This is a genomic window from Curtobacterium sp. PhB170 (assembly GCF_003752345.1).
Taxonomy (GTDB): Bacteria; Actinomycetota; Actinomycetes; order Actinomycetales; family Microbacteriaceae; genus Curtobacterium.
On sequence record NZ_RJUM01000010.1, the window covers coordinates 575,595 to 599,790 of the forward strand.

Consider the following 24,196-nt stretch of genomic DNA (forward strand, 5'->3'; position numbering starts at 1 on the left):
TCGCACGATGATCATCGGCATCGGGGTCGACGTGGTGGACCTGGAGCGGTTCGAACGGGTGCTGTCGCGCACGCCGGCGATGCGTGCGCGGTTGTTCACCCCGGCCGAGCAGGTCCGCGACGGCGAGCAACGGCCGATCGCGTCGCTCGCTGCGCGGTTCGCGGCCAAGGAAGCCCTGATCAAGGCGTTCGGCTCCAGTGCCGGGCTCAGCTGGCAGGACCTCGAGGTCGTGTCGGACGACCAGCGCAACCCGTCGCTGACGCTGCACCAACAGGCGCGACAGGTGGCGGATGCGCGTGGCGTGACGAGCGTGCACCTGTCGCTCTCGCATGATGGAGGGATCGCGACCGCGTTCGTGGTCCTGGAGGGAACAACGAAGTGAGTGCGTTCACCGGCATCACGGTCGATCGTGAAGCGCTGATCGAGAACTACGCGACGATCGCCGAGCAGGTCGCACCGGCCGGCGTCATCGCGGTCGTGAAGGCCAACGCCTACGGCCACGGCGCGCTCGACGCCGCACGGGCCTTCGTCGACGCCGGTGCCGAGTGGCTCGGCGTCGCGGACATCGACGAGGCCGTCGCGCTCCGTCAGGGCGGCATCGACGAGGACGTCCGGATCCTCGCGTGGTTGCACGCCCCCGACGAGGACTTCCGCCGGGCAGCGCAGTACGGCATCACCCCGGCGGTGTCGAGCGTCGAGCAGTTGTCCGCCGCTGCCGACTCCGAGGTCGGCGCCGTGCACATCTGCGTCGACACCGGCCTGAGCCGTAACGGTGCGGTCGAGTCCGAGTGGGCCGAACTCTTCGCGACCGCCGGGGCCCTCGCCCGTGGTGGCAACCGCACCCGTGTCGAGGGGCTGATGTCGCACCTGTCGAACGCGTCGCGCACGGACGACCTCGACCAGGACGCCGCACTGCAGCGCGCACTCGACGGCCTCGCCGCCAACGGCATCGTGCCCGACCTGGTGCACCTCGCCGCGAGCGCCGCGAGCATCGCCGTGCCGGAGACGCGCCGCGACCTGTCCCGCGTCGGACTCGCCCTGTACGGCCTGAGCCCGTTCACCGACCGCACGTCGGCCGACCTCGGCCTCCGCCCCGCGATGCGTGTGACCGCTGCCGTGCTCCGCACCGTCGACGTCCGCGCCGGCGAGGGCGTGTCCTACGGCTACACCTGGCGGGCGTCGACCGACACCCGCCTCGCGGTCATCGGTCTCGGGTACGCCGACGGCTTCGACCGCGACTTCGGCAACCGGGTCTCGGTCCGCATCGGCGACCGCACGTTCCCGGTGGTCGGCCGGGTCGCGATGAACGCCATGCACGTGGACATCGGCGACGCCGACGTCAGCATCGGCGACGAAGCCGTGCTCTGGGGCGACCCGGCGAACGGCGATCCCGCGGTCGAGGACTGGGCCGACGCGATCGGCACCATCAACTACGAGGTGGTCGCCCGGGTCGGCCACAGCGTGCACCGGAGGACGACGTGAGCTCCGCACCCCTGCGCCAGGCACGGATCGACCTGGACGCCTACCGCGCGAACCTCGACCTGGTCCGCGAGTGGATGGACCCCGTCGCGGTCATGGCGATCATGAAGGCCGACGCCTACGGCCACGGTCTGGAGCCGATCGCGCTCGCCGCGGTGGACGCCGGCATCCGGTGGATCGGGGTGCTCACGGTCCCCGCGGCCCTGCGTCTGCGGTCGATCGGCGTCGGCGAGGACGTCCACCTCTTCACCTGGCAGCACGACCCCGCACTCGACTTCCGCGACGCCATCGACTCCGCCGTCGACCTCGGTGTCTCGAACGTGCCGGAGCTGCACCGCGTCATCGACGCCGTCGACCAGCGACCCGCGCGCGTGCACCTCGGCTTCGACTCCGGGCTGCACCGCGACGGAGCGACGCCGGCGGCCTGGCCGGCGCTCGTGTCGCTCGCGCTGGACGCCCAGCGTGCCGGCCGCATCGAGGTCGTCGCGGCCTACACGCACCTGGCGGAGTCCTCGGACCAGGACGACGCCGATGCCGTGGCGCTCTTCGACGCCGCCGTGGAGCAGGCCGACGATCTCGGGCTCGACCTCCCGATGGAACACGTCGCCGCTTCGCTCGCCGGGTTGGAGCGCAAGGAGTTCCGCAAGGACATGGTCCGGATGGGCGCCAACCTGTTCGGCATCCCGGGCGCCGACGGTGTCTCGGCGGCGGACCTCGGGCTCGAACCCGTGATGACCCTGACGGCGTCGGTCGCGAAGACCAAGCGGGTCCCCGTCGACACCGGCGTCTCGTACGACTACACGTACCGCACCGCCTCGGAGACCACCCTCGCGCTCGTGCCCGTCGGGTACGCGGACGGCGTCCCCCGTCTGGCGCAGGGCCGCATCGAGGTGGCGATCGGCGGCAAGCGCTACCCGATCGCCGGCCGTGTGGCCATGGACCAGTTCCTGGTCGACGTCGGCGACGACGACGTCCGCACCGGCGACACCGTGACCCTGTTCGGCACCGGCGAGCACGACGAGATGACCGTCCTCGACTGGGGCCGTTCGCTCGGCACCATCGGCGAGGAGATCGTCTGCCGCATCGGGACCCGCGTGCCACGGTTCTACGAGGGCCACGACATCGAGGGACGCGTCGGGGAGTACCTGCGGGGCGACCAGTCGTGACCGGCGCCGCTCGGGTCCTGCTGGACACCGCCGTCGACGGCACCGATGCGATGGGCCAGCTCGGGGCGCGGTTGGCCGCGGTCCTGCGTGCTGGGGACCTGGTCGTGCTGACCGGGCCGCTCGGCGCCGGCAAGACGACGCTGACCCGTGGCCTCGGCGCTGCCCTCGGCGCGCGTGGCCAGGTGTCGAGCCCGACCTTCGTCCTCGCCCGGACGCACCCCACCACCGCCGGACCGGACCTGGTGCACGTCGACGCCTACCGGCTGTCCGACCCCGTCGAGCTGGACGACCTCGACCTCGACTGGGACGCATCGATCGTCGTGGTCGAGTGGGGCCGGGGCATGGTCGACGGCATCAGCGACAGCGTGCTCGACGTCGAGATCGCCCGGGCCACCGGTGCCGACGCCTCGGGCACCACCGAGGCCGACGACCCCGACGACGTCCCCGATGAGCCCCGCCGCGTCGTCGTCACCGCGACCGGCCCACGCTGGGACGGCGTCTCGCTCTGACCCCGGTGGCGCGTGCGTGCGGCACGACAGCAGCGCCGCCGTCGACGTCGCCCCACCCCGCCTACGATGGACGGGTGCTCCTCGCCATCGACACCTCCGCCGGAACGTCCGTGGCCGTCGTCGACCCGGCCACCGGCAATCCCCTCGCCACCCGCGACACCGAGGACAGCCGCCGGCACGCCGAGGTGATCGGCCCGTTCCTGGCCGAGGCGCTCGCCGAGGCCGGCATCACCGGCGCGGACGTCACGGGCGTCGTCGCCGGCATGGGCCCCGGCCCGTTCACCGGTCTGCGCGTCGGCATCGCCGCCGCCCGCACCTTCGCCGCCGCGGTCGGCGTGCCCGTCCTGCCGCTCGTGAGCCACGACGCGGTCGCGGCCGACGAGCGCGACGGCCGACGAGACGGACCGTTCGTCGTCCTGACGGACGCCCGCCGCCGCGAGGTCTACTGGAGCGCGTACGACCAGACCGGCACGCGCGTTGCGGGTCCGGGTCTCGCCAAGCCCGCCGATCTCGACGAGGCGATCCGTGCCTCCCGGCCCGAAGCGGTGGGCTGGGACCGCGTGACGGCCCTGTCCATCCCTGCCTGGAGGCTCGGATCACTCGCCGCGGACCGCCTGCGGTCCGGCGCGGGGTTCGACCAGGACGCCCCGCTCTACCTGCGGGAACCCGACGTCACGGTGCCGGGTGCGCCGAAACGGGTGAAGCAGTGACGGTGCCGGACGGGCTCCGCCTGCGGCGGGCGCACCCGCAGGACCTCGACGACATCATGTGGCTCGAGCACGTCTCGTTCCCGACGGACGCGTGGTCGGCGTCGCAGATGTCGGGCGAGCTGTACTCGCCGCACGGGTACTACGTCGTGATCGAGACCGTCGACGACTCGGCCGCGCCGTCGGTCGTCGGGTACGCCGGACTGTCCTCGCTGGCGGGCAACCCGGTCGCCGACGTGCAGACAATCGCGGTCGCAGCCGAGCAGCGCGGCAAGGGACTCGGGCGGGTGCTGTTCACGGAACTCCTCGACGAGGCTCGTCGCCGCGGTGTGCGCGAGGTGTTCCTCGAGGTGCGCGCCGACAACCCCGTCGCGCAGTCGATGTACAGGGCGTTCGGGTTCGAGCACATCGCGACCCGGCCCCGCTACTACCAGCCGGACGGCGTCGACGCGTGGGTGATGCGGGCGGAGCTGCCGGTCGCAGCAGACGCGGCGCCGACGCCGACGCCGACGCCGACGGCGTCGACCGTCGGCCCGATCGGACAGGAGGCGCTCGATGAGCGTGGCTGAACCACTGGTGCTCGGCATCGAGACGAGCTGCGACGAGACGGGTGTCGGGATCGTGCGGGGGAGCACCCTGCTCGCGAACGTCATCGCGTCGAGCATGGACGAGCACGCCCGGTACGGCGGCGTCGTGCCCGAGGTCGCCGCGCGGGCGCACCTCGAGGCGATGACCCCGACGCTGCACGAGGCACTCGAGCGGGCCGGGGTCACCCTCGACGAACTCGACGCCGTCGCGGTCACCGCCGGGCCGGGTCTGGCGGGCGCGCTCATGGTCGGTGTGGGTGCCGCGAAGGCGCTCGCCGTTGCCACCGGCAAGCCCCTGTACGGCGTGAACCACCTGGTCGGGCACGTCGGCGCCGACGTCCTGCGCACGGACGGCAGCGACATCGAGCTGCCGACGATCGCACTGCTGGTGTCCGGCGGGCACACCTCGCTGCTGCTCGTGAAGGACCTGGTCGGCGACGTCGAACTGCTCGGCGAGACCATCGACGACGCCGCGGGTGAAGCGTTCGACAAGGTCGCGCGGCTGCTCGGGCTGCCGTACCCCGGCGGGCCGCAGATCGACCGGGCCGCGGCGGACGGCGACCCGAAGGCCATCCGGTTCCCCCGCGGCCTGACGCTGCCGAAGGACCTGGCCGCGCACCGGTACGACTTCTCGTTCTCCGGGCTGAAGACCGCCGTCGCCCGTTGGGTCGAGCGCTGCCGCGACGAAGGGCGCGAGGTGCCCGTGGCCGACGTCGCGGCGAGCTTCCGCGAAGCGGTCGTGGACGTCCTGCTGACCAAGGCCCTGAACGCGTGCCGCGACACCGGCGTGGACCGGCTCCTGCTCGGTGGCGGTGTGGTCGCGAACGCCCGACTGCGGCAGGTCGCCGAGGAACGGTGCGCCGCCGCGGGCGTGCAGCTGCGGATCCCGCCGTTCGACCTGTGCACGGACAACGGCGCCATGATCGCGGCCGTCGGTGCACGCCTGGTCGCCGAGGGGCACTCGCCGAGCGACCTCGGGATCGCGGCCGACTCGACGTTGCCGGTGACGACCGTCCAGGTCTGAACCGTCCGGGCCCCGACCCGGTCTGAACCGTCCGGGCCCCGACCGGTCGGCCCTCGGGTGCCTGTGGGAGGATTCACGTGGCGTCGGAGAGACCGGGCGCCGAGAGGGGTGGACGGTGTCCGATCAGAACGAGTGGCCGAAGCCGGGCGAGACGACGCCGGGCGGTACGACCGGCGGGCAGCCCGAGGGGACGCCCGCTCCGGATGCACCGCAGGCCCCCGACGCACCCCAGGCCCCGTCGGCTCCCGAGCAGCCGCAGAACCCGTACGGGCAGCAGCAGCCGTCGAACCCGTACGCGGCACCGCAGCAGCCGAACCCCTACGGTCAGCCGCAGCAGTCCAACCCGTACGGCCAGCCGCAGCCGTCGAACCCGTACGCGGCTCCGCAGCAGCCGCAGCAGCCGCAGCAGCCGCAGAACCCGTACTCGGCACCGCAGGCGCCGCAGGACCCGTACGGCGCCGCCCAGAACCCGTACGGCCAGCAGAACCCGTACGCGCAGCAGGGCGGTCAGAACCCCTACGCGCAGCCGCAGCAGCAGCCGTACGCGCCGGCGGGTGCCTACGGTGCGACGGGGTACCAGCCCTACGCGCAGCGCCCGAAGACGAACACGCTGGCGATCCTGTCGATCGTGTTCGGCCTCGCCGCCGTCCCGATGTGGTTCATCGCGATCCTGCTCGGCCCGGCCGGCGCGATCCTCGGCCACGTCGCACTCGGCAAGATCAAGCAGAACGGTGAGGCCGGCCGAGGGCTCGCCCTGACCGGCATCATCGCCGGCTGGGTGATGACCGGCGTCTGGCTGATCTGGATCGCCTTCATCATCTTCATCGCGGCGGTCGGCCAGAGCGGCTACTCCGACTACGGCTACGACTCGGGCACCGGCGCGTTCCTCAGCTGAGCCGTTCGCACAGGATCGCGGTGTGCCGACCCTCCAGCCGGGTGAGGACGAGCGTGACCCGGCCGGTCCCGCGCAGCCGCAGCCGCTTGCGGAACTGCGCCGGGTCGACGTCGACGCCGCGCTTCTTGATCTCGACGGTGCCGATGTCGTCGGCGGCGAGTCGCGCTGACAGCCGCTTCACGTCGAGCGGCATGGTGTCGAGCACCCGGAAGCCCTGGGCGAAGGGCGTCGACACGGCACGGTCCGAGGTCACGTACGCGATCCCGTCGGACAGCATGTGGCCGTCCAGGTCGCGTGCCAGGTCCCCGATGAGTCGCGCGCGGATGACGGCGCCGTCCGGCTCGTACAGGTGGGCACCGAGCGGCCCCACCCCGGCGTCCTCGGCGTCCGCCGGGCCGGTCATCTCGGCGATGCCGTGCGCACCGATCACCGTGGCGGCGCGGCGGATGCCCGGCCGGGCGAGGGGCCCGAACCACAGCGCGAGCTCGACGACCTCGCGGTCGACGGACGTCCACTGTGCTTCGGCCGTGTCCGGGATCAGGTCGCGGTCGATCCCGGGACCGAGCTTCACGCCCGTTGGGGTGTGCGTCGCGGCCGCGAACACGGTGTCGAGCGACGGCGACCAGTCGTCCGGGTCGGCCAGTCGGCGGGTGTCGGAGTGGCCGCTCGTCCGGCGGGCCGGGTCCATCCAGACGCCGTCCACCGAACCGAGGTCGAAGGCCGCTGCGTCACCGAGTTCGACCCGCGCGTTCGGCCACACCGCCAGGTTGTGCGTCGCGACCGCTGCGGTGACCTCGTCGCGGTCGACCGCAGTGACGTCGAGGTCGAGCGCCGCCATGGCCATCGCGTCGCCGCCGATCCCGCACCCGAGGTCGGCGACCCGGGTCAGGCCGGCAGCGGCGAAGCGTCCGGCGTGCTGCGCGGCGACCTGCAGCCGAGTGGCCTGCTCGAGTCCGGCCTCGGTGAAGAGCATGCGCGCGGCGAAGTCGCCGAACTTGCCACGGGCCTTGAGCCGGAGCTTGGCCTGGGTGAGGACCGCCGCGACGAGCTGCGGGTCGTGGCCCTCGGCCCGGAGCCGCGACACCACCCGGACGATCTCGCCGCCGTCCGAGACGCCGGGGGTACGGTCGAGCAGGGCCATCCCGTCGGGGGTCAGCAGTGCGGCGAGTTCGGCGGCTTCCATGTCCCGATCCTCCCAGGTGCTGGATGTTCCCCTGATGTGCTGGCACTCGGATTGACCGAGTGCCAGTGTCCCCCTAGAGTTGGCGTTGGCACTCTCCTGTGCGTAGTGCCAACCCGGTTTTCATCTGTACCGAGTCCGTACCGAGAAAGAAGAGGTCACCGTGGCCGTCAGCATCAAGCCGCTCGAGGATCGCATCGTCATCCGCCAGGTCGAGGCGGAGCAGACCACTGCATCCGGTCTGGTCATCCCCGACACCGCGAAGGAGAAGCCCCAGGAGGGCGAGGTCGTCGCCGTGGGTCCGGGTCGCATCGACGACAACGGCAACCGCGTCCCGCTGGACGTCGCCGTGGGTGACAAGGTCATCTACTCCAAGTACGGCGGAACCGAGGTCAAGTACTCGGGCGAGGACCTGCTGGTCCTGTCGGCCCGCGACGTCCTCGCGGTCGTCGTCAACTGAGTTCAGTACTCCACGCGAACGCCCCGTTCGGCCTGTCGGCCGGCGGGGCGTTCGTGCGTCTGCGGGCTCCCGGCGGGTCCGTCGCGTGCACGTGCTCCGACCGGGAGGCCCGTGGCACGCCCGGCCCGTCGGCGGCCGTTCCTAGGATGGTTCCGTGAGTGAACCGAGTCCCGCGCGACCCGTCCGCAGCGAGGCATCCGTCGGCGTGGTGCAGGCGATCATCGCGTACGGGCTCTGGGGCCTCATGCCCCTGCTCTTCGCGGCGATGGCCCCGGCCGGCGCGTTCGAGATCGTCGCCTGGCGCATCGTCTTCGGGCTGGTGTTCTGCGCGGTCGCGATCGCCGTCACCCGCTCGTGGCTCCGCACCCGCACCCTGATGGCGCAGCGCCGGGTGATGGCGGTGATGGGGCTCGCCGCGGTCCTCATCCTGGTGAACTGGACCGTGTACGTCCTGGCGACCACGACCGGCCACACCGTCGAGGCCGCGCTCGGGTACTTCATCAACCCCCTGGTCACGATCGCGCTCGGCGTCGTCGTGCTCCGCGAACGCCTGCGGCCGGCGCAGTGGGCCGCGGTCGGCATCAGCGTCGTGGCGGTCGTCGTGATCGCCGTCGGCTACGGCCAGGTGCCGTGGATCTCGCTGGTGCTCGCGTGTTCCTTCGGCCTGTACGGCCTGGTGAAGAAGCGGGTCGGTGGCACCGTCGACGCGCTGAGTGGCCTGACGATCGAGACCGTGTGGCTGCTGCCGATCGCGGTCGTGGCGCTGGTCGTGCTCGGTGCGACGGGCCTCGGCGGGGGCGTGACGTTCACGAGCGAGGGTTGGGTGCACGTCCTGGTGACGGTGCTCACCGGCCCGGCGACGGCTGTCCCACTCCTGCTCTTCGCGTCCTCGGCGCGGCGGGTGAGCCTGTCGACCCTCGGGCTGACGCAGTACCTCGCGCCCGTGATGCAGCTGCTCGTCGGTGTGGTGGTGCAGCACGAGGCGATGCCGCCCGCGCGCTGGTTCGGCTTCGGGATCGTGTGGTTGGCGCTCGTGGTGCTGACGGCGGACTCGTTCGCCGCCGCGCGGGCGTCCCGTCGCCGAGCGCTTGCACCTGCTCCGGCCGAGCCTGCCTGACGGACGCACCCCGGGCCTCCCGTCCGCCCGTCCCACACGCGAAAGCGACGCTCCTGCGCTGCCGCTGCCCGTCCCCAACGCGAAAGCGACAGTCCCCTGCGGATGATCCGCAGGGGACTGTCGCTTTCGTGAGGTGGAGCCGGTGCCCTACTTCTTGACCGCGCCCTGGATGGCGCTCTGGTAGACGGGCTTGTTGTCGCCGTCGAACTTGTAGATGCCGATGTAGGCGCTCGACGGGTCGTTGTTGTCGTCGAACGGACCGATGCCCGACGGGCCGGTGTAGTGGATGTCCTTGCCGTCGTCGAGCAGCGCGACGCACTCCTTGAACGTGGCGCACTCGGTGCCGCCGTCCGCTCCGGAGACCGCGGCCATGTTGGCCTGGATCGTGCCCGAGTCGGTGCCCTTGCCCTTCACCGCAGCGAGGGCGGCGAGGACGGTGGCGTCGTAGGACTCCGCCGCGTACGAGTAGTCGGCGAGCGTCTTGTTCGACGACTCCTTGTAGAAGTCGGACAGCTGCTTCTTGAAGTCGTCCTTCGGCGAAGCACCGGGGATGGTGCCCTGGGCGCCGGTCAGGGTGCCCTTGTCGAAGTCCTTCGAGTAGTCCGCCGTGTTGCCGTCCGACATGTAGATCTTCGCCGTGTTGCCCTGCGAGACGAGCTCCGGGATGATCGACTTCGTCTCGTCGAAGGCCAGGACGACGATCGCGTCCGGCTTGGCTGCGAGTGCGGCCGTCACCTCGGACGAGAACGTGGTCTGACCGGGCGGGAACTCCTGGCCCTCGCCCTTGCCGCCGTAGACGACCTGGCCACCGGAGGCCTCGACCGCGGACTGCACCGAGTTGCGGAGGCCCGTGCCGTAGGTGTCGTTGAAGACGAGGAATGCGACCTTGGCGTTGCCGTCACCGGTCACGAGCTGACCGAGCGCCGAACCCTGCACCGAGTCCGGCGGAGCGGTCCGGTAGTAGTACGACGAGTAGCCGGAGAGGTCGCTCGCGGTGTTCGCGGGCGAGATCTCGACGATGCAGTTGCTGGTGAGCTGGTCGATGACGTTGAGCGTGACCGACGAGGACTCCGCGCCGATCGCGACCGGGACCTTCGCGTTCACGAGCTTCGTCGCGGCCGAGCTCGACACGGTCATGTCGTTGCTGTCGCCCGAGTCCGTCGCCGGGTCGATGGTGACGTCCTTGTCGAGGACGCCGCCCGCGGCGTTGATGTCCTTGACCGCGAGGCCGACACCGGACTCGGCGGGCGGGTTCAGGTACGCCAGCGAACCGGTGAGCGGCAGGATCGTGCCGATCTTCAGTGCGTCGGTGCTGGGGGTGTCGGGGGCCTTGCAACTGGCGGCGGGGTCCTTCTTCGCACCGCTCGACGCCGAGCTGGACGGGGAGTCGCCGCTGCTGGTGGTGGAACACGCGGCGAGCAGGACGGCTACTGCGCCTGCCAACGCCAGTGCCGTGGTGGCACGGGTGGTTCTGATCATCCGTGGAGCCCTTTCTCTGCGCGGAGGCCGTGCCGCTTCGGGTCGAACGCGGCGCCTCCACTGGATGTCGAGAAACGTAGGGTCCCGGTGTTTCGCCCGTGTGACGGGGCGGTACGGAAAGTGTTTCGTTACCGAGCCGTGATCGTTTCTGTGCGGAGGATCAGGGATCGGCGAGCCGCGCAGCCCGTGTGTCAGGCGTCGAGTTCAGCCGCGGAACGCAGCACGCAGAACTCGTTGCCCTCCGGATCGGCGAACACGACCCACCCACCGTCGTCGTGTCGCAGGTCCGCGAGTTCGGTCGCGCCGATGCCCCGCAGCCGCTCGACTTCGGCATCACGCGTGCGGTCGGCGGGACGCAGGTCGAAGTGGATCCGGTTCTTCACGGACTTCACCTCGGGGACCTGGATGAACAGCACCTGGTGCGAGCCGTCGGGTGCGGTGATCATGCACTCCTCGTGCCCGGGGCCGTTCGGGTCGTCGGCGATGTCGACGTAGCCGAGGACCTGCTTCCACCACTCCGACAGAGCGAAGGCGTCACGGCAGTCGATCGTGGTGTGGGAGACGGCGCTGACCATGCCGTGACACTACTGCCGGCAGACGACGAACGCCCCGCTCCGGTGGGGAGCGGGGCGTTCGGGGTGCAGTCGGCTCAGCTGCGGTAGTTCGGCGCCTCGACGACCATCTGGACGTCGTGCGGGTGCGACTCCTTGAGCCCGGCAGCCGTGATGCGGACGAACTTGCCGCGGGCCTTGAGCTCCGGGATCGTGCGGCCGCCGACGTAGAACATCGACTGCCGGAGTCCACCGGTGAGCTGGTACACGACGTTGCCGACCGAGCCGCGGTAGGGCACCTGGCCCTCGATGCCCTCGGGGATCAGCTTGTCGTCGTTGGGGACGTCGGCCTGGAAGTAGCGGTCCTTCGAGTACGAGGTCTTCTTGCCGCGGGTCTGCAGTGCGCCCAGGGAGCCCATCCCGCGGTACGCCTTGAACTGCTTGCCGCCCACGAAGACCAGGTCGCCGGGGGACTCGTCCGTGCCGGCCAGCAGCGAACCGAGCATGACGGTGTCGGCACCGGCCACCAGGGCCTTGGCGATGTCGCCCGAGTACTGCAGACCGCCGTCGGCGATGATCGGCACGCCGGCCTCGCGCGCAGCGAGGGACGCCTCGTACACGGCGGTGACCTGCGGGACGCCGACGCCGGCGACGACGCGGGTGGTGCAGATCGAGCCGGGTCCGACACCGACCTTGACGGCGTCGACACCGGCGTCGATGAGCGCCTGCGCACCGGCACGCGTCGCGACGTTGCCGCCGATGACGTCGATGTCCGCGAAGGACGGGTCGGCCTTGAGGCGGCGCACCATGTCCAGCACGCCTTCGCTCTCGCCGTTGGCGGTGTCGACCACGAGCACGTCGACGCCCGCGTCACGCAGGGCCTCGGCACGCTGCCAGGCGTCCCCGAAGAAGCCGATCGCGGCACCGACGCGCAGTCGGCCCTCGTCGTCCTTGGTGGCGTCCGGGTACTGCTCGCTCTTGTCGAAGTCCTTGACGGTGATGAGGCCGCGGAGCTTGCCCTCGGCGTCCACCAGCGGGAGCTTCTCAATCTTGTGCTGCGCGAAGATCGCGATGGCTTCTTCGGGGTCGATGCCCTCCATCGCGGTGATCAGCGGCGCCTTGGTCATGACGTCGCGCACGAAGGTGGTCGACTGCTCGAACGTCGCCACGAACCGCATGTCGCGGTTGGTGATGATGCCGACGAGGGTGCCGTCCGCTTCGACCACGGGCAGGCCGGAGACACGGAACTGTCCGCAGATCGCGTCGACCTCGGCCACGGTGGCGTCCGGGGTGGTGGTCACCGGGTTGGTGATCATGCCCGACTCGGAGCGCTTGACCTTGTCGACGTAGGCGGCCTGGTCCTCGATGGAGAGGTTGCGGTGCAGGATCCCGATGCCACCCTGCCGCGCCATGGCGATGGCCATGCGGGCTTCGGTGACGGTGTCCATCGCTGCGGAGAGCAGCGGGACGTTGACGGAGATCCGCCTGGTGAGCCGGGACGCGGTGGACGCCTCGCTCGGGATGACGTCGGTGTGCCCCGGCAGGAGCATGACGTCGTCGTACGTGAGTCCGATGAATCCGAACGGATCCGGCTGGTCCATGGGTCCCCTTCGTGGGCGAGTGAAGTGGTCGAGACACCGAGAACGCAACGGCGGGTTCCGGATAGGACATGGTAACGCGCGTGGGCCGTCCTGCTATTCCGCGTTCCGCCTGGGAGAACGGATCGCGGCTCTCCTCCACACAGGTCACGGTTGCGCGACGACTCACAGCGGGAACGAGTTGGAAACACGGGTGTCACACAATCCCCATAGCGTCACTCGACATCCGAACGAGAGGCTCTTCCGTGGGATCCATCACTCCTCCGGGACGGGCGCAGCCGCGCCTGTTCCGCCTCCGCCAGGCCCGGCGACGACCGGTCCTCGCGGCCGTGCTCGTCGCCGCGTTCCTGGCGACCTTCCTGATCGACTGGGCGGTCACCCTGCCGGCGTTCAGCGCCACCTCGGCGCCTGCCACCAGCCAGGCGTGCACCGTCAGCCCCGACAACGGGTGCATCCAGGGCACGATCACCGACTCCGAACGTGAACCGGCCGAGGGCGTCGACGTCGACGTGACCGGACCGAGCGGCTTCGACGAGACCGCCACCACGAACGCCGACGGCCGCTGGTCCGTCACGGTCGACACGGCCGGCGAGTACACGGTGAGCGTCGACCAGGACACCCTGCCGAAGGGCCAGTACCTGACGAACGCGGCGGACGCGGAGCGCAAGGTCCAGGCGACCCTGAACGCCAACGTCGGGCAGATCTTCCAGCTGTCCGACCAGAAGGGCGCCACGACCACGACCGACTCGTCGAGCGTCAGCCCGCAGCGGGCCTGGCAGCAGTTCGCCTCGGGGATCCGTCTCGGCCTGCTCATCGCGCTGGCGTCGATCGGCCTCTCGCTCATCTACGGCACGACGGGGCTGTCGAGCTTCTCGCACGGTGAGCAGGTCACCCTCGGCGGGCTGCTGGCCTACGTGTTCGCGAACCAGCTCGGCTGGAACATCTGGGTGACCGGCATCGTCGTCACGCTGCTGTGCGCGGCGACCGGGTACCTGCAGGACGCCGGGATCTGGCGGCCACTGCGGCGCAAGCGGATCAGCCTCACGCAGCTCATGATCGTGACGATCGGACTGTCGATCGCCGCCCAGTACGCGTTCCAGTACTTCTTCGGCGCCGCGACCGTCCGGATCCAGCAGGGCAACCCCGAGACCGTCCGGTTCGCCGGGGTCACGCTCACGGTGCAGTCCTACGTGGCGATGGGCATCGCGCTGGTCGTCCTGATCGCCACCGGCCTGTTCCTGGCGAAGACCCGCTTCGGCCGGGCCACCCGGGCGGTGTCGGACAACCCGGCGCTCGCCGCGGCGTCCGGCATCGACGTCGACCGGGTCATCCGCTTCGTGTGGACGCTCGCCGCCGGTCTCGCCGGCCTGTCCGGCGTGATGCTCGGCCTGGTGCTGAACGGCGTGAACTGGCAGACCGGCCTGCAGCTGCTCCTGCTCATGTTCGCCTCGGTGACCCTCGGCGGTCTCGGCACGGCGTACGGCGCGCTGGTGGGGTCGATGATCATCGGCGTCGTCGTCGAGCTCACGAACCTCGTGCTCCCCGGTGACTTCAAGTACGCCACCGCCCTCGTCATCCTCATCCTCATCCTGCTGTTCCGGCCGCAGGGCATCTTCGGCCGCGCCGAGCGGGTCGGCTAAGGGAGCACGCGCATGGACTACATCCTCAACCTGCTGTCCTCGCTCACCCAGGAGGCCCTCGCCCCGACCACGGCGGCGTTCGCCCTGGCGGCCATCGGACTGAACGTGCACTTCGGCCTGACCGGGCTCGTGAACATGGGGCAGGCGGCGTTCCTGCTGCTCGGCGCCTACGGCTTCGCGATCTCGATCACGAACGGGCTGCCGTTCGTGATGGCCGTGCTCATCGCCCTGCTCGTCGCCATCGTGTTCGCGATCATCCTCGGCGTCCCGACGTTGCGGCTCCGCGGCGACTACCTGGCGATCGTGACGATCTCCGGCGCCGAGATCATCCGCATGGTCGGCCGCTCCAGCCTGCTGACCACGACGACGGGTGGCTCCAACGGCATCACCGGGTCGAGCTACCGCGACCCGTTCACCGCCCTGAGCCCGCTGCCGGACGGCACCACGACCATCCTCTGGTTCACCTACGCGAACAACGGCGTCAACGGCTGGTGGATCCGCATCGCCGCCTGGGCCCTCGTCGCGCTGTTCACCTTCGTGCTCTTCCTGCTCATGCGCAGCCCCTGGGGCCGTGTCCTGAAGGCGATCCGCGAGGACGAGGACGCCGTCCGCTCCCTCGGCAAGAACGTGTACTCGTACAAGATGCAGGCGCTCGTCTTCGGTGGTGCGCTCGGAGCGCTGGCGGGGATCATCTACGTCCTGCCGAGTTCGGTGCAACCGGACGCCATGGGCCGCTCGATGACGTTCTTCATCTGGACGGCGCTCATCCTCGGTGGTGCCGCGACGGTGTTCGGACCGGTGCTCGGCGCGGTGCTGTTCTTCGTCGTCCGGCTCTTCATCCGCACCCTGGCCGGCGACTTCATCCCCGACTCGATCATGAACGCCCAGCAGGCCGAGCAGTTCTCGTACGTGCTCGTCGGCGTCGCGCTCATGCTCCTGATCGTGTTCCGACCACAGGGCCTGCTCGGCAACAAGAAGGAGCTGACGTTCAGTGTCTGAGACCTACGGCTACACGAAGGCCGACCCGATCCTGACGGTCGACGGCGTCACCCGGCACTTCGGCGGCATGACCGCCGTGGACGTCGACCACCTCGAGGTCCAGCGCGGCTCCATCACGGCCCTGATCGGCCCGAACGGCGCCGGCAAGACCACCTTCTTCAACCTGCTGACCGGCTTCGACAAGCCCAGCCCCGGTGCCAGGACGCAGTTCAACGGTGCCACGCTGCAGAAGACCAGCGCGACCCACATCGCCAACCGCGGCATGGTCCGTACCTTCCAGCTGACGAAGGCGTTGTCGCGGCTCACCGTGATGCAGAACATGCTGCTCGGCGCCCGCGACCAGCCCGGCGAGAACTTCTTCGCCGCGCTGATCAAGCCGGTGTGGGCGAAGCGCGAGCGGGAGATCACCGCGAAGGCCGAGGACCTCCTCGCCCGCTTCAAGCTCGACGACAAGGCGGACGACTACGCCGGGTCGCTGTCCGGCGGCCAGCGGAAGCTCCTCGAGATGGCCAGGGCACTGATGTCCGACCCGACGATGATCATGCTCGACGAGCCGATGGCGGGCGTGAACCCCGCGCTGACGCAGTCGCTGCTCGGGCACATCCAGTCCCTGCGCGACGACGGCATGACCGTGCTGTTCGTCGAGCACGACATGCACATGGTCCGGCACATCTCGGACTGGGTGGTCGTGATGGCCGAGGGCAAGGTCGTCGCCGAGGGGCCGGCGGACACCGTGATGGACGACCAGGCGGTCATCGACGCGTACCTGGGTGCGCACCACGACACCGACCTGGGTGACGACTCGCTCCTCACCGAGGAGACCTTCGAGGAACTGGCGGAGGAAGTCGCGGAAGAAGACGCGGCGGACGCAGCAGCAGAGGAGAAGACCCGATGACGGACGCAGTCGACCCCACGAACGCGAGCAGCGCCTCCAGTCCGGAAGCGCCGAAGGCGAGCACCGCCACGCTGCAACGCGAGCCGGTGCTGAGCGCGAAGAACCTCGTCGCCGGCTACCTGCCGGGGGTGAACATCCTGAACGGCTGCGACCTGGACTGCTACCCCGGCGAGCTGATCGGGATCATCGGGCCGAACGGCGCGGGCAAGTCCACGCTGCTCAAGGCCCTGTTCGGTCTCGTGTCGATCCGCGAGGGGTCGGTCACGCTGCAGGGTGAGGACATCACGAACCTCAAGGCGAACAAGCTCGTGCAGGCCGGCGTCGGCTTCGTCCCGCAGACGAACAACGTGTTCCCGTCGCTGTCCATCGAGGAGAACCTGCAGATGGGGCTGTACCTGCGGCCCCGCAAGTTCGCCGAGCGCCTCGAGGTCATCTACGACCTGTTCCCGGTGCTCGCGCAGCGCCGCGGTCAGCGGGCGGGGTCCCTGTCCGGCGGCGAGCGGCAGTCGGTCGCCATGGCACGTGCGCTCATGATGGACCCGAAGGTGCTGCTGCTCGACGAGCCGAGCGCCGGACTGTCCCCGGTGCGGCAGGACGAGACGTTCCTGCGGACCCGCCGGATCAACAAGGCCGGTGTGTCGATCGTCATGGTGGAGCAGAACGCGCGACGCTGTCTGCAGATCTGCGATCGTGGGTACGTGCTCGACCAGGGGAGGAACGCGTACTCGGGCACGGGGAAGGAACTCGCGGACGACCCGAAGGTCATCGAGCTGTACCTCGGGACGCTCGCCAAGGACGTCGACGCGGGGCGCTAGCGCACTGTGTCGACTGCGGGTACCGCTGTGGGGGTGGTATCCGCGACGGGTGGGGCCGTGCGTGGTCGCTTCGCGCCGCACGGCCCCGCTCCTGCACGTGGGGCCCCGTCGGCTCGCGACGGTGCGTGGCCGGCTCCGGTTCTGCCGGGAGGCCCGCCCCGCGTCCGCCGGGTCGGTATCGTTCCGCAGGTGCAGAGACTGTCGGCGGGCGCGATGGACGCCCTGGTGTGGGTGGTCTTCATCGCGCTGTTCGTCGGTGCGGCGCTGCTCGTGAAGGTGGCGGCTGCGCTCCTCGTCGTCCTCGTGGTGCTCGCGCTTCTGCTCGGCTTCGTGCTGCGGGTGCTCCGCAAGCGACGCCGGACCCCGCGCCGCCCGCGCTGACCGCGGCCCCCGCCGCGGTCCGCACCGTCCGGTCCGTGCACGCCCCCGGACCTGCCCGGTAGGCTTGCCGGGTGAGCGAAGTCGAGATCGGTGCAGGCAAGCGCGGACGTCGGGCGTACGCGTTCGACGACATCGCAGTGGTCCCCTCCAGGCGCACGCGTGATCCGCGCGACGTCAGCGTGCAGTGGTCGATCGACGCGTTCACCTTCGCGTCGCCGATCCTCTCCGCGCCGATGGACTCCGTGTCCTCGCCGGCCACGGTCATCCAGATGGGCAAGCTCGGCATCCTGGGCGTGCTCGACCTCGAGGGGCTGTGGACCCGCTACGAGGACCCGACGCCCTACTACGACGAGATCAAGTCGCTCACCGACGGCAACGTCACGAAGCGCATGCAGGAGATCTACTCCGAGCCGATCAAGCCAGAGCTGATCACCGCGCGCCTGGCCGAGATCCGCGCCGCCGGGGTGCCGGTCGCCGGCTCGCTCAGCCCGCAGCGCACGCAGGAGTTCTCGAAGACGGTCGTCGACGCCGGTGTCGACCTGTTCGTCATCCGCGGCACGACGGTCTCGGCCGAGCACGTGTCGCAGAACGAAGAGCCCCTCAACCTCAAGAAGTTCATCTACGAGCTCGACGTCCCGGTGATCGTGGGCGGTGCCTCGACGTACACGTCGGCGCTGCACCTCATGCGCACGGGTGCTGCCGGTGTCCTCGTCGGCTTCGGCGGCGGCGCTGCGTCCACCACGCGTGCCGCGCTGGGCATCCACGCGCCGATGGCCACCGCGGTCGCCGACGTCGCGGGTGCGCGTCGTGACTACCTCGACGAGTCGGGTGGCCGCTACGTGCACGTCATCGCCGACGGCGGTCTCGACACCGCCGGCGACATCGTCAAGGCGATCGCGGTCGGTGCGGACGCCGTCATGCTCGGCACCGCGCTCGCCCGTGCCACCGAGGCACCGGGTGGCGGCTTCCACTGGGGTGCCGAGGCGCACCACCCGGAGCTGCCCCGCGGCCGCCGGGTCGAGGTGGGCACGATCGCCCCGCTCGAGAACGTGCTGAACGGTCCGACCCCGACGTTCGACGGCCGCGCCAACCTCGTCGGTGCGCTGCGCCGCTCGATGGCGACGACCGGATACTCCGACGTCAAGGAGTTCCAGCGAGTAGAAGTGGTCGTGGCGCCGTACCACCAGTGATCCTGGTGGCACCCGCGCACCGACGCGGGTGACGCTTCGGCGCCGACCGTGACCCGGAGGCGACGATGGCGAAGTCCAGCACCACGAAGCAGACCAGTTCGGCCGGACGTCCTGGCGACGTCGTGCCGGGGGCGGGGTTCGACCCCGCGGCCAAGCTCGGCCCCGACGAACGCGCGGCGGCGATCGAGACCCTCAAGACGAAGGAGCTCGACGTCCTGGTCGTGGGCGGCGGCATCGTCGGTGCGGGCAGTGCGCTCGACGCCGTCACCCGTGGCCTGACCGTCGGCATCGTCGAGGCTCGTGACTGGGGTTCCGGCACGTCGAGCCGTTCGTCGAAGCTCGTGCACGGTGGCATCCGCTACCTGGAGCAGTTGAACTTCGGGCTCGTGCGCGAGGCCCTCATCGAACGCGGCCTGCTGCTGCAGCGGATCGCCCCGCACCTGGTGAAGCCGGTGCGCTTCCTCTACCCGCTCAACCACCGCGTGTGGGAGCGGTTCTACATCGGCATCGGCATGGCGATGTACGACGCCTTCAGTTGGTCCGGCGGTCGTCCGCCCGGGGTCCCGCACCACCGGCACCTCAGCCGCACGCAGGTGCTCCGCTCGATGCCGTCGCTCAAGAAGGACGCCTTCGTCGGCGGCATGACCTACTACGACGCCCAGGTCGACGACGCCCGCTACGTGGCCTCGCTCGTCCGCACGGCGGCGTCCTACGGTGCGCACGCCGCGAGCCGGATCCGGATCGAGGGCTTCATCAAGGTCGGGGAGCGCGTGGTCGGCGCGCAGGCCCACGACATCCAGACCGGTGAGCGGTTCGAGATCCGCGCGAAGCAGGTCGTGAACGCCACGGGCGTCTGGACGGACGACACCCAGGCGATGATCGGCACCCGCGGGCAGTTCAAGGTGCGGGCGTCGAAGGGCGTGCACCTGGTCATCCCGCGCGACCGGTTCCAGTCGAACATGGGCATGATCCTGCGCACCGAGAAGAGCGTGCTGTTCGTGATCCCGTGGGGCCGGCACTGGCTGGTCGGCACGACCGACACCGACTGGTACCTCGACAAGGCGCACCCGGCGGCGACCGCGGCCGACATCGACTACATCCTCGAGCACGTCAACAAGGTGCTGCGTGTCCCGCTCACCCGTGAGGACGTCGAGGGCGTCTACGCCGGACTCCGTCCCCTGCTGGCGGGGGAGTCCGACCAGACCTCGAAGCTGAGCCGCGAGCACGTGGTGGCGCACACGGTGCCCGGACTCGTCGTGGTCGCCGGCGGCAAGTGGACGACCTACCGGGTGATGGGCAAGGACGCCATCGACGAGGCCGTCGCCGCGATGGACGGCAAGATCCCGGCGTCGACGACCGAGGACATCCCGCTGCTCGGGGCCGAGGGCTACCCGGCCGCGTGGAACCGTCGCGCACGGACCGCCCGCAGCTTCAACGTGCACAAGGTCCGCATCGAGCACCTGCTGAACCGCTACGGCACCCTGGCCACCGAGGTGCTGCAGCTCGTCGAGCAGGACCCCGCCCTGGCCGAGCCGCTGCCGGGAGCCGACGACTACATCGGCGCCGAGGTCGTGTACGCCGCCTCGCACGAGGGGGCCCTGCACCTGGAGGACGTCCTCGCCCGCCGCACCCGCATCTCGATCGAGGCCTGGGACCGCGGTGAGTCGGCGGCCCCGGTCGCCGCGAAGCTCATGGCCGACGTGCTCGGCTGGGACCAGGAGACCACCGAGCACGAGGTGTCGAACTACCTGAAGCGTGTGGCTGCGGAACGCGAGTCGCAGCTGCAGCCCGACGACGAGAGCGCTGACCGTGTGCGGCTCGAGGCACCGGACATCGCGTTCGGTTTCGACGAGGACGACGTCGTCGTGGGTGGTGGCCGCAGCAGCGGCGCCGAGGGCGCGAAGGCGTCCGACGAGCAGGTGGTGGGGGAGAAGACGAGCGAGCCGGAGTAGCGCGGCCAGCAGACGCCGTCGTGTCACCGAGACGACGGCGTCCGCTGGTGGCGCAAGACGCCGTCGTGTTGCTCCGGCGCCGCCTGGTCGGCGAAACGCCGCCGGATTCGGCGGCGTCTCGCGGTGGACGGGGCGTCTCGACGAGACGCCGGCGTGTTGCGGGCGCAACCCGCGCCTCCAGGCAGACGGCGGAGCGGACGGGAGGCCCGTGGCGCGTCCGTCAGACGGCCAGCGTCCCCGACACGGTGCGGCCACGGCGTCGCTCGCCGACGACGAGCACGACCGGGATCGCGAGCAGCGCGACGAGGCTGGCGACGTAGAGGACACCGGCCCAGATGGTGTGGTCCTCGCCGCCGGTGCCGTAGCCGTCGGCCACGTCCATCCCGAGTTGGAAACCGGAACCGAACACCTGGACGGCGCCGGCGGCCACGATCGCCAGCAGCCAGGCAGCGGTGACGTGCGCCGTCGTCCGCCGGACCAGTGTCACGATCAGGACCGTGACCGCCAACGCGGTGCCGACCGCCGCGATGACGAGCACGGCCACGACGTCGGTCCGCACCTGGAACCCCTGCGCGTCGAGGTGGCCGTAGATCGCACCGAGCGACTGCCCCGGCACCGCACTGAGCGGATCGAGCACGAGCGCGTTGAGCGCCAGCAACCCCGCGTACAGCGTGACGACCAGCGTCCCGACGACCCCGACGACGATCCGAGTTCTCCCCATCCACAGAACAGTAGCGACCGGAATGCGCGGGGCCGTGCGGTGGTTAGCATGGGCGTACTCGAAAAGGGAGCCATCATGGTCGACGTCCATCGCGTCAAACTCCCCGGAGTCGGCGTGCTGCACAGCTTCTACACCGACGACGGTGGCAAGTGCGGTGTCATCACGCACCGGTCGGGTCACTCCGACCTCATCTCGTTCGCCGACGTCTCCGACGGCGCGGACAAGTCCGAGAAGGTCTCGCTGCGCCTCAGCGAGGACGAGGCGCACACCCTCGCCGAACTGCTGGGCGGCACCCGGATCACCGAGGGCCTCGACAAGCTCGACGAGATCCCCGGGCTGTCCATCGACTGGTTCTCGGTCGACTACGACGACGCGATCGCCGGCAAGCCGCTCGGCGACCTGCACGACTCCGGCTTCATCGGCCTGACCGTCGTGGCCGTCGTCCGTGGCGACAGCGCCAACCCGGCACCCTCGCCCGACTTCGTCGTCTTCCCCGGTGACACCATCGTCGTCGCCGGTTCCCCCGAGAAGGTCGCCAAGGCCTTCTCCTTCTACCGCAGCGGAGAGCTTGCGGCCGCATCGGCCGAGGCCCCGCGGAAGAGCTAGCGCATGCACCTGGGCGGTGAACTGCTCACCATCGGTGTGCTGTTCGTCATCGCCTACGTGCTCGGGCGGCTCGGCAAGACCATCGGTCTGCCGGCGATCCCGATCTACATGATCGTCGGGCTCATCGCGAGCCCGCACACGCCGTGGATCGGCCTGAACGTCGAGTCGCACACGATCGAGCTCATCGCGACGTTCGGGCTCATCCTGCTGCTGTTCAACCTCGGGTTGGAGTTCGACCAAGAGGAGTTCTACGGCAACGCCGGCAAGCTCCTGGTGTCCGGCGGCACCTACGTCGTCATCAACATGGGCGTCGGGTTCGCGTTCGGGTTCTCGCTCGGCTGGGGCACCCGGGAAGCCCTGATCATCGCCGGCATGACGGCCACCTCGTCGAGCGCGATCGTCACGAAGCTCCTCATCGAGCTGCGGCGACTCGCGAACGACGAGACCCCGATGATCCTGGGCGTCACGGTCATCGAGGACGTCTTCATCGCCGTCTACCTGGCGATCGTCTCGGTCGTGCTGTCCGGCGACACCAATGCCTGGGCCGTCGTCGGCAAGCTCGCGCTCGCGTTCGGCTTCCTCATCGTGATGTTCACGCTCGCCCGGTTCGCCGGCAAGTGGGTGTCGAAGATCTTCGCGACGCGGGACGACGAACTGTTCACGGTGCTGTTCTTCGGGCTCGCCGTGATGTTCGGCGGCATCGGCGACCTGCTCGGCGTGACCGACGCCATCGGCGCGTTCGTCATCGGTCTGCTCTGCGGTGCCACCCGGTACCGCGACCGCATCGAACAGCTCGCCCTGCCGATGCGCGACGTCTTCGCCGCGTTCTTCTTCGTGAACTTCGGCCTCGGCCTCGACCTGTCGACCTTCGGCGAGGTGCTCTGGCCGGTCCTCGGTGCGATCGGCATGACGGTCGTGCTCAACGCGGTCGCCGGGCAGATCGTCGCGCGCATGAACGGCTTCAACGTCCAGCAGGGGATCAACACCGCCGTCATCCTGGTGAACCGTGGCGAGTTCGCGCTGATCCTCGCGACGCTCTCGGCTGCCGCCGGACTGGAATCCCGGATCACCGCGTTCGCGGGACTCTACGTCCTCGTCATGGCGATCCTCGGGCCGCTGCTCGCGGTGAACTCGGAGCGGATCGGCCGCCTCGTGGTGCGCCCCGCCCGCCTCGCCCGCCTGCGCGGACGACTCGGTGGCCGCCGCGCGGTCGCAGCGGCTGCCGCCGCCGAGGCAGCAGAGGCCGAGGAAGCCGAAGCAGCGTCCGCCGCCGCGGTCCGCCGTGCCGAGCGGGACCGCCAGTTCGCAGAGGAGTTCGCGCTCGTGGAGGCCGCTGGCAGGGACGAGCAGGAGAATGGGTCACCGGAGGCGACCGACGAACCCGTCACGTCGCCCGTCGAGATCCCCACCGAGCGCCCTGAGCGTCCGGTCCGACAGCGCGATCCGGAGTACTGATACAGATGTGGGCCGTTGCCCGACGACCGAGGTGGATCGCGCTGCTGTTGCTGGCGCTCGTGCTCGCGGCGGTGTTCGCCGGGCTGGGCAAGTGGCAGCTCGAGCGGAGCATCGCCAACGGCAAGCCGCTGCCGGCGACCACCGAGACCCGCAAGACGCTCGACGCGGTCACCGCCCCGGAAGAACCCGCGAGCGAGACCATCGCCGGCCAGAAGGTCACCGTCACCGGCACGTTCGTCGCCGGCGACACCACGATCCTGACCGGCCGCACCGGGGGTGGGACGTACCAGACCGTGGGGCACTTGGTGGACTCGGATGGTGGGGCGAGCCTCCCGGTCGTCATCGGGTGGTCCGACCAACGGTCGGCCGCCGTCGCCGGTGGTGACCGCCTGACGGACGGGCAGACGCTCACGGTGCAGGGCCGGTACTACCCCGCCGAGTCGCCCGACCAGGACACCTACAAGCAGGCGGAGTACTCCGCCGTGGCACCCGCGCGCTTCGTGAACACGTGGAAGGCGTTCGACGACCGGATGTACCTCGGGTACGTCGTCGCCGACGGTGCCACCGCGCAGGCCGCCGACCTCGGCACCATCGCCGACCGGGCGCCGTCGCGCGAGGTCCAGTTCGACTGGCTGAACCTGTTCTACGCGATCGAGTGGGTCGTCTTCGCCGGCTTCGCGGTGTTCCTCTGGTACCGGTTCGTGAAGGACGCCTGGGAGCGCGAGGAAGAGGAGCGGCGTGAGGCTGCCCTCAGCGTCGACGGGGCCCTCGCGGACCGACGGTAGGCTGG

The 24,196-nt window shown here is 70.2% G+C and carries 25 protein-coding genes; 20 read left to right on the top strand and 5 right to left on the bottom strand.

The genetic code is table 11. From position 1 onward, the window contains the following. The first annotated feature begins 7 nt into the window (after positions 1–7). The 8 genes from EDF40_RS10700 to EDF40_RS10735 all read left to right on the top strand — a co-directional run bounded on the left by EDF40_RS10700 (position 8) and on the right by EDF40_RS10735 (position 6,367). The gene (locus tag EDF40_RS10700; protein WP_123293157.1) at positions 8–382 is read left to right on the top strand and encodes a holo-ACP synthase; all 375 of its coding nucleotides are present in this window, start codon (positions 8–10) and stop codon (positions 380–382) included. Next, complete coding sequence (gene alr / locus EDF40_RS10705; protein WP_123339482.1) at positions 379–1,482, top strand: alanine racemase; 1,104 nt, start codon at positions 379–381, stop codon at positions 1,480–1,482. The genes EDF40_RS10700 and alr (EDF40_RS10705) overlap by 4 nt, the downstream gene beginning before the upstream one ends. After that, entirely contained in the window at positions 1,479–2,645 is a 1,167-nt protein-coding gene (gene alr, locus EDF40_RS10710; RefSeq protein ID WP_185002966.1) for an alanine racemase, read from the top strand. The genes alr (EDF40_RS10705) and alr (EDF40_RS10710) overlap by 4 nt, the downstream gene beginning before the upstream one ends. After that, the gene (gene tsaE, locus EDF40_RS10715; RefSeq protein WP_260212654.1) at positions 2,642–3,154 is read left to right on the top strand and encodes a tRNA (adenosine(37)-N6)-threonylcarbamoyltransferase complex ATPase subunit type 1 TsaE; all 513 of its coding nucleotides are present in this window, start codon (positions 2,642–2,644) and stop codon (positions 3,152–3,154) included. The genes alr (EDF40_RS10710) and tsaE overlap by 4 nt, the downstream gene beginning before the upstream one ends. Before the next feature lie 74 nt (positions 3,155–3,228). Then, on the top strand, positions 3,229–3,864 hold the full coding sequence (gene tsaB, locus EDF40_RS10720) for a tRNA (adenosine(37)-N6)-threonylcarbamoyltransferase complex dimerization subunit type 1 TsaB (RefSeq protein WP_123339483.1): 636 nt from the start codon (positions 3,229–3,231) through the stop codon (positions 3,862–3,864). Continuing rightward, positions 3,861–4,430, top strand: a complete 570-nt coding sequence (gene rimI / locus EDF40_RS10725; protein WP_185002969.1) for a ribosomal protein S18-alanine N-acetyltransferase — start codon at positions 3,861–3,863, stop codon at positions 4,428–4,430. Before tsaB ends, rimI begins: the two co-directional genes overlap by 4 nt. After that, a complete protein-coding gene (gene tsaD, locus EDF40_RS10730) occupies positions 4,417–5,472 on the top strand; it encodes a tRNA (adenosine(37)-N6)-threonylcarbamoyltransferase complex transferase subunit TsaD (protein WP_123339484.1) in 1,056 nt (351 codons plus the stop codon). The genes rimI and tsaD overlap by 14 nt, the downstream gene beginning before the upstream one ends. A gap of 115 nt (positions 5,473–5,587) precedes the next feature. Continuing rightward, positions 5,588–6,367, top strand: a complete 780-nt coding sequence (locus tag EDF40_RS10735) for a DUF4190 domain-containing protein (protein WP_123339485.1) — start codon at positions 5,588–5,590, stop codon at positions 6,365–6,367. On the opposite strand, the gene EDF40_RS10740 is transcribed toward EDF40_RS10735, so the two are convergent. Further along, complete coding sequence (locus EDF40_RS10740; protein ID WP_123339486.1) at positions 6,360–7,550, bottom strand: class I SAM-dependent methyltransferase; 1,191 nt, start codon at positions 7,548–7,550, stop codon at positions 6,360–6,362. The genes EDF40_RS10735 and EDF40_RS10740 overlap by 8 nt on opposite strands. A 160-nt stretch (positions 7,551–7,710) precedes the next feature. Here EDF40_RS10740 and groES point away from each other — a divergent pair, with 160 nt between their 5' ends. Next, on the top strand, positions 7,711–8,007 hold the full coding sequence (groES, locus tag EDF40_RS10745) for a co-chaperone GroES (protein ID WP_110893972.1): 297 nt from the start codon (positions 7,711–7,713) through the stop codon (positions 8,005–8,007). A 154-nt stretch (positions 8,008–8,161) separates the two neighbouring features. Further along, on the top strand, positions 8,162–9,124 hold the full coding sequence (gene rarD / locus EDF40_RS10750) for an EamA family transporter RarD (RefSeq protein ID WP_181437351.1): 963 nt from the start codon (positions 8,162–8,164) through the stop codon (positions 9,122–9,124). Positions 9,125–9,271: 147 nt separating this feature from the next. Here the strand turns inward: rarD and EDF40_RS10755 are convergent, their stop codons facing one another. The 3 genes from EDF40_RS10755 to guaB all read right to left on the bottom strand — a co-directional run bounded on the left by EDF40_RS10755 (position 9,272) and on the right by guaB (position 12,755). Then, entirely contained in the window at positions 9,272–10,603 is a 1,332-nt protein-coding gene (locus EDF40_RS10755; RefSeq protein WP_123339487.1) for an ABC transporter substrate-binding protein, read from the bottom strand. Positions 10,604–10,794: 191 nt separating this feature from the next. After that, the gene (locus EDF40_RS10760; protein WP_123339488.1) at positions 10,795–11,178 is read right to left on the bottom strand and encodes a VOC family protein; all 384 of its coding nucleotides are present in this window, start codon (positions 11,176–11,178) and stop codon (positions 10,795–10,797) included. 74 nt (positions 11,179–11,252) lie between these two features. After that, positions 11,253–12,755 carry an IMP dehydrogenase gene (gene guaB / locus EDF40_RS10765; RefSeq protein ID WP_123293173.1) on the bottom strand — a complete coding sequence of 501 codons (1,503 nt, stop codon included), beginning with the start codon at positions 12,753–12,755 and terminating at the stop codon, positions 11,253–11,255. 242 nt (positions 12,756–12,997) lie between these two features. Between guaB and EDF40_RS10770 the strand changes: the two genes are divergently transcribed. The 7 genes from EDF40_RS10770 to EDF40_RS10795 all read left to right on the top strand — a co-directional run bounded on the left by EDF40_RS10770 (position 12,998) and on the right by EDF40_RS10795 (position 20,624). Beyond that, positions 12,998–14,392, top strand: a complete 1,395-nt coding sequence (locus EDF40_RS10770; protein WP_260212655.1) for a branched-chain amino acid ABC transporter permease — start codon at positions 12,998–13,000, stop codon at positions 14,390–14,392. A gap of 12 nt (positions 14,393–14,404) precedes the next feature. Continuing rightward, positions 14,405–15,391, top strand: a complete 987-nt coding sequence (locus EDF40_RS10775; RefSeq protein ID WP_123293176.1) for a branched-chain amino acid ABC transporter permease — start codon at positions 14,405–14,407, stop codon at positions 15,389–15,391. Further along, complete coding sequence (locus EDF40_RS10780) at positions 15,384–16,286, top strand: ABC transporter ATP-binding protein (RefSeq protein ID WP_123293178.1); 903 nt, start codon at positions 15,384–15,386, stop codon at positions 16,284–16,286. Before EDF40_RS10775 ends, EDF40_RS10780 begins: the two co-directional genes overlap by 8 nt. Beyond that, positions 16,283–17,101 (top strand): ABC transporter ATP-binding protein, encoded by an 819-nt coding sequence (locus tag EDF40_RS10785; protein WP_123339490.1) that lies wholly within the window; start codon positions 16,283–16,285, stop codon positions 17,099–17,101. Before EDF40_RS10780 ends, EDF40_RS10785 begins: the two co-directional genes overlap by 4 nt. Before the next feature lie 189 nt (positions 17,102–17,290). Then, on the top strand, positions 17,291–17,482 hold the full coding sequence (locus tag EDF40_RS18885) for a hypothetical protein (protein ID WP_123936942.1): 192 nt from the start codon (positions 17,291–17,293) through the stop codon (positions 17,480–17,482). Between the two features lie 71 nt (positions 17,483–17,553). Beyond that, positions 17,554–18,672 (top strand): GuaB3 family IMP dehydrogenase-related protein, encoded by a 1,119-nt coding sequence (locus EDF40_RS10790; protein WP_123339491.1) that lies wholly within the window; start codon positions 17,554–17,556, stop codon positions 18,670–18,672. A 65-nt stretch (positions 18,673–18,737) separates the two neighbouring features. Next, complete coding sequence (locus tag EDF40_RS10795; protein ID WP_123293182.1) at positions 18,738–20,624, top strand: glycerol-3-phosphate dehydrogenase/oxidase; 1,887 nt, start codon at positions 18,738–18,740, stop codon at positions 20,622–20,624. A gap of 220 nt (positions 20,625–20,844) precedes the next feature. On the opposite strand, the gene EDF40_RS10800 is transcribed toward EDF40_RS10795, so the two are convergent. Continuing rightward, complete coding sequence (locus EDF40_RS10800) at positions 20,845–21,345, bottom strand: hypothetical protein (RefSeq protein ID WP_123339492.1); 501 nt, start codon at positions 21,343–21,345, stop codon at positions 20,845–20,847. Between the two features lie 75 nt (positions 21,346–21,420). On the opposite strand from EDF40_RS10800, the gene EDF40_RS10805 reads away from it, so the two are divergent. The 3 genes from EDF40_RS10805 to EDF40_RS10815 are packed head-to-tail and all read left to right on the top strand — an operon-like array spanning position 21,421 to position 24,191. Beyond that, entirely contained in the window at positions 21,421–21,951 is a 531-nt protein-coding gene (locus EDF40_RS10805) for a cation:proton antiporter regulatory subunit (RefSeq protein ID WP_071260110.1), read from the top strand. Between the two features lie 3 nt (positions 21,952–21,954). Then, on the top strand, positions 21,955–23,406 hold the full coding sequence (locus tag EDF40_RS10810) for a cation:proton antiporter (RefSeq protein ID WP_123339493.1): 1,452 nt from the start codon (positions 21,955–21,957) through the stop codon (positions 23,404–23,406). 5 nt (positions 23,407–23,411) lie between these two features. Beyond that, on the top strand, positions 23,412–24,191 hold the full coding sequence (locus EDF40_RS10815; protein WP_123339494.1) for an SURF1 family cytochrome oxidase biogenesis protein: 780 nt from the start codon (positions 23,412–23,414) through the stop codon (positions 24,189–24,191). Positions 24,192–24,196 lie beyond the last annotated feature (5 nt).

Bases quoted from the DNA above. Each gene is read 5' to 3' on its own strand.
- EDF40_RS10740 (WP_123339486.1), bottom strand. From the start codon at position 7,550: ATGGAAGCCGCCGAACTCGCCGCACTGCTGACCCCCGACGGGATGGCC.
- EDF40_RS10775 (WP_123293176.1), top strand. From the start codon at position 14,405: ATGGACTACATCCTCAACCTGCTGTCCTCGCTCACCCAGGAGGCCCTC.
- EDF40_RS10755 (WP_123339487.1), bottom strand. From the start codon at position 10,603: ATGATCAGAACCACCCGTGCCACCACGGCACTGGCGTTGGCAGGCGCA.
- EDF40_RS10810 (WP_123339493.1), top strand. From the start codon at position 21,955: ATGCACCTGGGCGGTGAACTGCTCACCATCGGTGTGCTGTTCGTCATC.
- EDF40_RS10795 (WP_123293182.1), top strand. From the start codon at position 18,738: ATGGCGAAGTCCAGCACCACGAAGCAGACCAGTTCGGCCGGACGTCCT.
- EDF40_RS10800 (WP_123339492.1), bottom strand. From the start codon at position 21,345: ATGGGGAGAACTCGGATCGTCGTCGGGGTCGTCGGGACGCTGGTCGTC.
- EDF40_RS10815 (WP_123339494.1), top strand. From the start codon at position 23,412: ATGTGGGCCGTTGCCCGACGACCGAGGTGGATCGCGCTGCTGTTGCTG.
- EDF40_RS10700 (WP_123293157.1), top strand. From the start codon at position 8: ATGATCATCGGCATCGGGGTCGACGTGGTGGACCTGGAGCGGTTCGAA.
- EDF40_RS10760 (WP_123339488.1), bottom strand. From the start codon at position 11,178: ATGGTCAGCGCCGTCTCCCACACCACGATCGACTGCCGTGACGCCTTC.
- EDF40_RS10805 (WP_071260110.1), top strand. From the start codon at position 21,421: ATGGTCGACGTCCATCGCGTCAAACTCCCCGGAGTCGGCGTGCTGCAC.
- guaB (WP_123293173.1), bottom strand. From the start codon at position 12,755: ATGGACCAGCCGGATCCGTTCGGATTCATCGGACTCACGTACGACGAC.
- tsaD (WP_123339484.1), top strand. From the start codon at position 4,417: ATGAGCGTGGCTGAACCACTGGTGCTCGGCATCGAGACGAGCTGCGAC.
- EDF40_RS10785 (WP_123339490.1), top strand. From the start codon at position 16,283: ATGACGGACGCAGTCGACCCCACGAACGCGAGCAGCGCCTCCAGTCCG.